Raw genomic sequence first — 8,819 nt, 5'->3', positions numbered from 1 at the left:
CGTCGCCAAGGTTGAGTAAACCGCCTCACGCTCCGCGGCCCCTTTCGGATTCCTCATCACCCGCTTTCACCATCGTCCCTTGATGGTAGAGGGCCGTCCACCGGTCGGCGTCGTCGCGCCAAATCGTCGCCCTGCGTGTCACTCGCCCGGTCTGATCGAGCCGATACGTCACAAGATACGTCTCTCCGCCGAGGCGCTCCACACGGAAGTCGCTGACTTCCCAAGCTTGGCCAGGCACGCAGTCGGTTTCCTCGCTCAGGTTGTCCAAGGCCGTCCGACGGACGTCGTCACGCCCGTACACGGAACCGGAGGCGCCGATCCCTCGGAACCCCTCAGCCATGCACGCGTCAAAAGATTCCGCCGAATCGACGAACTCCTTCCTACAGCACAACGGCTCGCGTGCGCGCAGCTGGGAGGCGACGCTGGCCACAGAGGTCGCGTTCTGAGCCTTTGAGGAGCCCGACTTCGACGAAATCCGAGAAAACGCCTCCTCGTCCAAACCACCCGCGTCCCAGGCCTCAGCAGCCCCGACGGGCGCGGCCTCGGCGAGTGCGGCCTCGGCGAGTGCGGCCTCGATGAGGCTGGCTGCGGCTGCGTCGAGGTCTGCCATGTCGAGGCGAAGGCGTTCTCCATCGCGGCTCTCGTCCCACGGGACGTATTCTCGGGCCTCGACTTGCGCCCACGTGGGCGGGGCGATCCCTTCGAGGTCCGCACTGCGCGAGACGACCCGGCGGCGATGCTCGCTCCGATCGGCGAGAACGCATTCGACCGCGACCAGCTTGGCGCCCGTTCGAGCCGCCGCGTCACGCCACATTGCACGGGTCAGCGGCAGAGGATTGACGAGGTCGACGGCGACGTCCCTGCCGAGGTCCAGGTTCGATCGAGCAAGCCCGGCAACGGCTTCATACCCGAGGCCGGCGACGTCGATGTTGCTGCGAATGAGCGGAGCCTCGACCTCATCGACACGCAGATAGACGCAATTCAACGAAGGAACGACGCGTCGAGCCAGGGTTGTCTTGCCCACGCCGGGCAAACCCGAGAGAACCAGGAGGAGAGGCGGGCGAAACATGAGGCAAGCCTATCAGCGGCCGGTCCGTGCGGAGCGGCCGGGGCGATTCGGTCCTCTGTCCATTCCCGCGCCGCATATTTGCGCCGCGGCCGGCCCCAGGTTCCCGCGCCGCTGTTGGACATCCGCGCCCGCATGGCACGCCCGATCCACGGCCGGCCGTCCAAGCCCGCGCCTCGGCTAGTCGTCCATTTCCGCGCTGCGATGCCGCCGCGCATTGACCACCCTCTTGGCGATGTTCTCCACGGGACTGATGCGGCCGCGGCGCTGGGCGAGATTCGCCGTTCCCGACCGGGCTTCCCGCGTATGCGTGCGCGGGCGGTTGCGGGGCAAGGAAAGCGTGCGCAAATCGAGCCTGTGAAGCACCTGCTCAACGGTGCCGACGTCGACCGTGGAATCGCTGCGGGCCTCGAGGATCTCGGCTCGCGCGGCCTCCAAAGCGACGGACTGCGCGCCGATCACCAGGTTTCTGATCTCGGAGGCGGAGCGAATCGCGGTGTCGGTCAGTTCGCTTCCTCCCACATGGTCCCACTGCTGGTCGGATTCGAGGCGGATCTTGATGCGATCGGCCCATTCGCGCAATTCCTCGCGTTGGGAGATCGGGAGGTCCTGGTTCTCGAAATAGTGCTCGAGGGCGTTGTATGCCGCATGCTGCGCACGATCGGCGAGTTCCGCGGTCTCCTCCTTGAGGCTGCTCTCGTCCTCGGCCAGATCGAGCGCCCGAATGAGCCACGGCAAGAGAAGGCCCGCGGGAACCAGGGTGACGAACAGCACGACGGCGCCCACCACAACCGCGAAGCTTCTGAACTCGCGATTCGACGGGCCTCCCCACTCCGGCAGCGAAAGCGCAAGCGCCAGCGTCGCGAGCCCGCGCATCCCACACCATGTGAGCACCAGGCAGTCGCGCCAGTTTCTCGGCACCCCTCCCCCGGCGCCGACGCGAGCGACCCACCGCAACACCCCCATGGCCAGAAAACGAACGAGGATCACCAAGCCGACGACGACGAAAGCCAATGGAAGGTAGCCCGCGATGGCATCCCACCCTTCGTCGGAGACGACTTGCCTCAGCTCGGATCCCACCAAGCCGAAAGCGACGCCCGTGACCAAAAGATCGACGACCTCCCAGAAGGAGGAGGTGAGAATGCGGTCGCGCGAAGCCTCGGCGACCTCGCGTCTGTTGATCTCCAGAGCGGTGACGACCACGGCGATGACTCCGGAGGCGTGCACTTCCTCAGCCGCGAGATAGGCAATGAACGGGGCGACCATTGTGACCGCGCCAGTCGCCGCGACGTTGTGGATTCCGCGGTTTGCAATGCTGACGATCCACCCGAGAAGGAAGCCGACAAGGCCCGCGATGACGACGCCTGTCAAGAAACGGCCGAGTACCGTGCTCAGACGGCCGTCGCCTTCGACGGCGTTCACCGCCGTCGTGAACAGAACGATCGCGACGGCGTCATTGAACAGGCTCTCGGTTTGGAGGGTGCGCATGATGCCGCGGGGAACCTTCGCGGGCTCCGCGACGGCCTCGACGGCTACCGGGTCGGGGGGAGAGACCATGGCGCCCAAGGCGAGCGCGAGCGGGAGGGTTGCGGCAGGGAACAGCCACATGACCATACCAGCCACAGCGCAAGCGGTCACAGCTGTGAGGAAGACAGCCAGAATGAGGAGGGTCCGCCAACGGCGGACGAACACCGACCACGAAGCCCGACGCGCCACAGCGAAGAGCAGGGGCGGAAGGAAAAGCGGAAGGATGATCTCCGGGTCCATCGTGAAGACGGGAATCGGAGGCACGAACGAGAGGCCCGCAACGAAAATCAACAACAGCACAGGATACGGAAGGCGGGTCAGCTCCCCGATCCACACCGCGACGATAGTCACGAGGACGAGAGACAGAATCATCACCAGAGTCGGCATCCGCTTCCTTCCCCTAGACGCAGCGAGAGCAAACGCGACGAGTGACGGAACCGTCAACTCAGCTTTCTTTCATTATCCCTGAATCCTTTGAACAGTTCCTAGGAGCCGCGCCACGTCGCAGCGGATCGGTCTCAGCGCTCCGCTCGCGGTGGCGGCGCAGCGCATTGGGGCGCACTAGACTAGGGGCGTTGCCACAACCGGCAACCCCATTACGAGAGGAAATCCATGGACGTCACTCTGCCATCGGTCGCCGGCGCTTTCGGGGAGCCGCCCGAACTGACCTTCCCTGACTCCGAGGCCCCGCACGGCCTCCACGTCAGAGTCCTCGAGGAGGGAAGCGGCCCCGCAATTCAGAAAGGCCATCAGATCGAGGTGAATTATCTGGGCCAAATCTGGAATGGCCGCGTTTTCGATTCGTCGTTCCGCCGCGGCGAGACGACGTCGTTCCCGATCGGCGTCGGCATGGTCATCGAAGGCTGGGACCAGACGCTCGTGGGCAAGAACGTCGGCTCGCGCCTCCTCGTCTCGATTCCGCCGGAGAAAGGCTACGGCTCCAGAGGCAACCCCAGGGCTGGAATCTGGGGAACGGACACTTTGGTCTTCGTCGTCGACCTCGTTTCGACCCGCTGAATTTCGGCCACTGGGCTTCGGCCGGCTGAACGTCGCCTGTCGCATCAGCCCCAATCTGCCAAACGCTCCTTTCGGGGCAGTGCCTGTGCGCGAAACGCGAGACGGCGCGCCGCAACGTCAAACGTGCCGCAGCCGTCAAGCACGCCGCGACGTCAGACGCGCCGCAGAGTCAAATATGAATCAGAGTGAAAAGTGGGGGCAGGCTCAAGGGCCTGCCCCCACTTTGTCGATCGTCTGGCTTTGGTCTGCCTGACTCTAGTTGTCGTTTGCCAGAATCGCCAGAACTCGAAGAACCTCGATGTAAATCCAGATCACCGTGACCGTGATGGAGAAACCGACGGTCCAAGCGAACTTCTTGGGCGCCCCGTTCTCCACGGCGTAACGGACGTCCTCCAGATCGCCGATGAGGAAGTAGGCCGCGACGACGATGAGAATGACGCCGAGGATGAGGCCCAGAGGAACGCCGCCAAGGTTCAGCGCCGTGTCCATGCCAAAGAATCTGTCAGACAGGACTGTGTTCGCGAGCACAAGGTTGACCAGGCTGTAAATGATGGCTGCGACGAGCACGACCATGACGAACTTACGGCCCTTCGGCGTGGTTCGCACGGCTCCGCTCAAGAACAGGCCCGCCGCGACGGCGACGACGACAAGCGTTCCCAGAATCGCCTGAAGCGCGATGCCCGGGTAGTAATGGTTGAGAACGCCGGTAATGGCGCCGAGGGCGACTCCCTCGAGAGCCGCGTAGCCGATCGCGACGCCGGGGTTCACCATGGGGCGGAATGCGGCGAAGAACGAGAGGCCCAAAGCGAGAAGCGAGGTCGAAATGGCGACCGCGTTGACCGCTTTGGCGGGAATGAAAAAGGCTGACAAGACGGCGGCGATCGTCGTGACGCCAATCAAAAACAGCGTCTTGATCATCGCGTCGTCGTACGTCATCGTATTCGGGCCGGCGGCCGACGTCTGGAATGCACCGCGGGAATCTCCCGCACCGAACTGCTGCTGCGTGTAGGCCTGGGCGGCCGAAGCCTGGTCGAAGAACTGGCTGTTGGCCTGCTGGTTGTAAACCGGCTGGCCGTACTGGTCGTATTGGATCTGCTGACCGTACTGGGCCTGCTGCCCGTAAGCCGAGTTGCCGCCGAAGTTCGGCGTCGTCGGCTCCCGGAAGTACGGGTTCCGGTTCATCACGGGATTGTGAGCCACTGTTTCCTCCTTTAGGGGCAAGCAAACGCTTGTCACTTTCTCTATTAGTTTACCGGACGCGGAGGATCGAACCAGACACTGTGGCTCCACTCTCAGCGCAATCACCGGGCAGTTCTGCCCCGACCCCGGCCTCGCTCGCGCTCGCGCAAGTCTCGCCCCGATTGCATACGCCCCGGGAGTCCCCAGAATCGCCACGAGAAAGCCTGCCTTAGGCGCGAGAGATCCTCCATCAGAATTGCCGCGAGAGCTCCATCTTTTCCGAGCCGTCCTCCCCACGTCCTTTCCCTTTAGAGGCTTGCCTGCAAAGCTCGCAAACGAGGACTCGAAGCGGCGAAAGCGAACTTGAACTTGAGGTTGCGTTAAAAAACGCCGGACAGCCCGATTGCAATACACCAGGTAGCCCCACTGCAAACGCCGGCGCCGTCATTATGCTGGTAAACGTCGCAGTTTCGCCGGGAAGGCGAACGACCCGGCAACGAAAGGACATCCATGATTCAAGTTGACAATTTAACGAAGAGATACGGCAAGGTGACCGCTGTCGACCATCTCAGCTTTGAGCTCAAGCCCGGGCGGGTGACGGGATTCCTCGGCCCCAACGGGTCGGGGAAGTCGACGACGATGCGGTGCATCATGGGGCTCGACCGGCCCACAGGCGGAAAGTGCAGAATCAACGGGCAAGAATACGGCAAGCTTTCGTCGCCGCTGACCACCGTGGGGGCGCTTTTGGACGGGCACGCATTCCACCCAAGCAGGACGGCCCGCCAGCAGCTCATGGTGGTGGCCGACACGCACGGCTTCCCCAAGGCGCGGGTCGACGAAGTCCTGGAGATGACGGGAATAACAAGCGTCGCAAACAAGCGCCTCAAAGGGTTTTCACTCGGGATGGGCCAGCGCCTCGGGATTGCGACCGCCCTTCTCGGCGATCCGCAGGTCCTCATCTTCGACGAGCCAGTCAACGGCCTCGATCCCGACGGCGTCCGCTGGGTCCGCGAGCTCATGCGCGCTCTTGCAGGCCAGGGCAGGACGATCCTCGTCTCCTCCCACCTCATGAGCGAGATGGCGCAGACGGCCGACGATCTCGTCGTCATCGGCAGAGGAAAGCTCATCGCGCAGGGCGACGTCAAGCAGTTCACCGAGTCGGCCGCGCACAGGACGATCAACGTCTCGGGGCCCGACATCCGTGCGATCACAGACGCCTTGAGCAAAGCCAGAATATATTTCGACGTCGACGAAGGGGACGAGCGCAACCCGGCGGGCGTGGTGCGCGTCAACGGCGGCGATAGAGCGCAGATCGGACACGCCCTGCACATTGCGCACGTGGAGATCCACGAGCTGTCCGAGACCCACTCCTCGCTGGAAGACGTCTTCATGGAGTTGACGGCCGGACAGGTCGAGTACGGCTCCGGTAGCAACATTCCGGGAATGCCCGGACAGACACCCGCACAGGCACCTCAGGGAGGACAACGATGAGCACGACATCAACGACGTATCAAGCCGCGGCGCCGAAACAACCGCAGAGCCGCCCCCTTTCTTCAAAAGTGTACAAGAACACCTTCGTCCGATCGCTTCGCTCGGAGATCCGCAAGATGACGAGCCTGAGATCGACATGGCTCACGCTGGGCCTTTGGCTGGGGTTCGGCATTCTCATCACGTGGGCCATGGCGGCGACGCTTGCCGACGGGCAGAACAACGTCGGAGGAATCAACGTCCACGGCGAGTTCCACCCGGTCTTCATCACAGGCTCCGCGCAGCTGTACTATATTTTCGCGATGGTCCTCGGGGCGCTGGCGGTGACCGGCGAGTACGCCTCCAACACCATGCGGACCACAATCGTCTCCCAGACGAGCAGAAGGAGAGCCTTCACCTCCAAAATAGCCGCCGTCACGATCATCATGGGGATCGCAACCGCCGTGATCATCGCGGTGCTGGTCGCGGTGACCCTGCTGGTCGGAGGGCTCTCGTGGAACGGAGGCGACGGAAACCTTCGGGCGCTGCTCCTCTTCTGGCTGGCAGGCGTCCTCACCGCCCTCATGATCACCGGCGCAGGCTACATATTGCGGTCTACGGCCGGCTCGATCGTGACCGGCGTCATGGTTCTCTTTGTTTCTGAGATGCTGCGGCTCGTTCCGGTCAACTTCTTTCGAGAGACCCTTCCAAAATTCCTCCCATCGGGGGTCACTTCGGGGATGACGGCCTCGGACACGGCAAACCCGACACAAACCACCAACTATCTCAGCCCTGGGGCGGCGGCGCTCGTATGGCTCGCCTACGTCTCGGTCTTCATCGTTCTCGGAGCGATCAGATACAAAAGGTCGGACGCGTAAAGAGCGAAGGGTCCGACGCGTAAAGGACTTGGAGTCCGCATCGGCAAGGTCCGTGCCGGATCTTCGAGCGCTCTGAAAGGCCAGAGACACGCAATGGCTTGCAGGGGCCACGGGTCGGCCCGCAGGGTTTTCACCCTGCGGGCCGACCCGTGCCTCGTTCTCCGGCTTTCAATTCCGACGCCGTTTCTGACGTCGTTTCCCGTCCGTCCGTAGCTTCCCCGCAATCTGTGACGGGCCCCGCAATCTGTGCCCCCAGACGGACTCGAACCGACACTGCACCGATTTTAAGTCGGCTGCCTCTGCCAATTGGGCTATGGGGGCTTCTCTTCGTCATTGTATAGCCTCGACTGCCCGTTCGATCCGCGGGCGTTCTCACAATCTCGCGCGATCTCACGGCGCCGTCCATTCGCAGAGCCTCCTTTTCCCCGCGTTCCGCGCTCGACACGACGACGCCTTCTCCGGCGGTCCGGCGCTCGCACCGTCCACAATGGCTTCAGGGCGTCCCCGTCCGATATGGTTCACGCACATCCGCGTCCGATATAGTTGGCGAAGTACCCGATCAAAGGAGCGATGTGGCAAAGCGCGTTGGGATCATTTCCAGATATCGTCAAGCCCTGAAAAGCGAAGCGTTTGCGGGAATAGTGCTGATGATCGCGGCTCTGGCCGCCATTGTCTGGTCGAACTCGCCGTGGCGAGGCTCGTACTTCGCGATTTCGGAGAAGCAGGCGGGCCTTGAATCCGTCCACCTTTCCCTGCCGATCGGGCACTGGGCGTCGGACGGTCTCCTCGCAATTTTCTTCTTCGTCGTCGGGATGGAACTCAAACAGGAGTTCACGATCGGCTCCCTGCGCGATCCGCGGAAAGCCGCGGTTCCGATCCTCGCCGCGTTGTGCGGAATGGCCGGCCCGATCGGCGTTTACGTCGCAGTCCAAGCCGCAACCGGCTCGGGCGTCTACGGCGGATGGGCGGTGCCCGTCGCCACAGACATCGCCTTCGCGTTGGCCATCCTCGCCATCTTCGGCCGCGGCCTGCCCCCGGCGGCCCGCACATTCCTCATGACTCTGGCGGTCGCCGACGATCTGGGCGGCATCGTCGTCATCGCCGCGTTCTTCTCCACGGCGCTCAATTTGCTGTGGCTGGGGGCCTCGATCGCAACGGTCGCCGTTTTCGGCCTCCTCATCAAATACCGCGTCATTCGCTGGTGGATTCTCTGGCCGCTCGGCCTCCTCGCCTGGTACTTCATGCACCTGTCGGGCATCCACGCCACGATCGCGGGAGTCGCATTGGGCATGATGGTCTCGACCAAGCTCGCCAAGGGCGAGAAAGACTACATGACTCATCGGTTCTCCGAGCGGCTTTCCTTCGCGTCGTCGGGCATCGTGCTGCCGATCTTCGCCTTCTTCGCAGCGGGCGTGAACATCGTCGACTCGGGCGGGTTCGGCGGAATGATCACAGACCCGGTTTCCCTCGGCATCTACCTAGGCCTCCCCTTGGGCAAATGCATAGGAATCTTCGGCGGGGTGTGGATCATGACGAAGTTCTTCAAGCTCCGGCTCGGCGCGGGAATCGACATGCGCGACATCTTCCCGATCTCGCTCGTCGCAGGCATCGGATTCACGGTTTCCCTGCTCATCGCAACCCTGTCATTCCCCGCGAACGACCCGCACGAGCCGCATTCGCGGGTA

Annotated in this window: 7 protein-coding genes and 1 tRNA gene; 4 read left to right on the top strand and 4 right to left on the bottom strand. The window is 63.2% G+C overall.

Going from position 1 to position 8,819, the window contains the following annotated elements:
* Positions 1–25: 25 nt before the first annotated feature.
* Both ACO48X_RS03940 and ACO48X_RS03935 read right to left on the bottom strand, forming a co-directional pair.
* A complete protein-coding gene (locus ACO48X_RS03940) occupies positions 26–1,069 on the bottom strand; it encodes an AAA family ATPase (protein ID WP_485000732.1) in 1,044 nt (347 codons plus the stop codon).
* A 177-nt stretch (positions 1,070–1,246) separates the two neighbouring features.
* Positions 1,247–2,980: a cation:proton antiporter gene (locus ACO48X_RS03935; RefSeq protein ID WP_485000731.1), complete on the bottom strand. Its 1,734-nt coding sequence runs from the start codon at positions 2,978–2,980 to the stop codon at positions 1,247–1,249.
* Between the two features lie 225 nt (positions 2,981–3,205).
* Here ACO48X_RS03935 and ACO48X_RS03930 point away from each other — a divergent pair, with 225 nt between their 5' ends.
* On the top strand, positions 3,206–3,610 hold the full coding sequence (locus tag ACO48X_RS03930; protein ID WP_485000730.1) for an FKBP-type peptidyl-prolyl cis-trans isomerase: 405 nt from the start codon (positions 3,206–3,208) through the stop codon (positions 3,608–3,610).
* Positions 3,611–3,865: 255 nt separating this feature from the next.
* Here ACO48X_RS03930 and ACO48X_RS03925 read toward each other — a convergent pair whose 3' ends face one another.
* Entirely contained in the window at positions 3,866–4,792 is a 927-nt protein-coding gene (locus ACO48X_RS03925) for a Bax inhibitor-1/YccA family protein (RefSeq protein WP_485000728.1), read from the bottom strand.
* A 507-nt stretch (positions 4,793–5,299) separates the two neighbouring features.
* Between ACO48X_RS03925 and ACO48X_RS03920 the strand changes: the two genes are divergently transcribed.
* Both ACO48X_RS03920 and ACO48X_RS03915 read left to right on the top strand, forming a co-directional pair.
* Positions 5,300–6,280, top strand: a complete 981-nt coding sequence (locus tag ACO48X_RS03920) for an ABC transporter ATP-binding protein (RefSeq protein WP_485000727.1) — start codon at positions 5,300–5,302, stop codon at positions 6,278–6,280.
* Complete coding sequence (locus ACO48X_RS03915; RefSeq protein ID WP_485000722.1) at positions 6,277–7,134, top strand: ABC transporter permease; 858 nt, start codon at positions 6,277–6,279, stop codon at positions 7,132–7,134. Before ACO48X_RS03920 ends, ACO48X_RS03915 begins: the two co-directional genes overlap by 4 nt.
* A gap of 247 nt (positions 7,135–7,381) precedes the next feature.
* Here ACO48X_RS03915 and ACO48X_RS03910 read toward each other — a convergent pair.
* Positions 7,382–7,455: transfer RNA gene (locus ACO48X_RS03910), tRNA-Leu, on the bottom strand.
* 251 nt (positions 7,456–7,706) lie between these two features.
* Here ACO48X_RS03910 and nhaA point away from each other — a divergent pair.
* Positions 7,707–8,819, top strand: a 1,113-nt coding sequence (nhaA, locus tag ACO48X_RS03905) for a Na+/H+ antiporter NhaA (protein WP_485000721.1), incomplete at its 3' end; no start/stop codon positions are given.

The sequence above is a fragment of the Peptidiphaga sp. genome (assembly GCF_057238965.1).
The sequence above is the reverse complement of the archived record's forward strand: the minus strand, read 5'-3'. Positions and strand labels throughout refer to the sequence as shown.

Excerpts from the sequence above, each read along its gene's own strand:
- ACO48X_RS03930 (WP_485000730.1), top strand. The coding sequence starts at position 3,206 with ATGGACGTCACTCTGCCATCGGTCGCCGGCGCTTTCGGGGAGCCGCCC.
- ACO48X_RS03925 (WP_485000728.1), bottom strand. The coding sequence starts at position 4,792 with ATGAACCGGAACCCGTACTTCCGGGAGCCGACGACGCCGAACTTCGGC.
- ACO48X_RS03940 (WP_485000732.1), bottom strand. The coding sequence starts at position 1,069 with ATGTTTCGCCCGCCTCTCCTCCTGGTTCTCTCGGGTTTGCCCGGCGTG.
- ACO48X_RS03915 (WP_485000722.1), top strand. The coding sequence starts at position 6,277 with ATGAGCACGACATCAACGACGTATCAAGCCGCGGCGCCGAAACAACCG.
- ACO48X_RS03935 (WP_485000731.1), bottom strand. The coding sequence starts at position 2,980 with ATGCCGACTCTGGTGATGATTCTGTCTCTCGTCCTCGTGACTATCGTC.
- ACO48X_RS03920 (WP_485000727.1), top strand. The coding sequence starts at position 5,300 with ATGATTCAAGTTGACAATTTAACGAAGAGATACGGCAAGGTGACCGCT.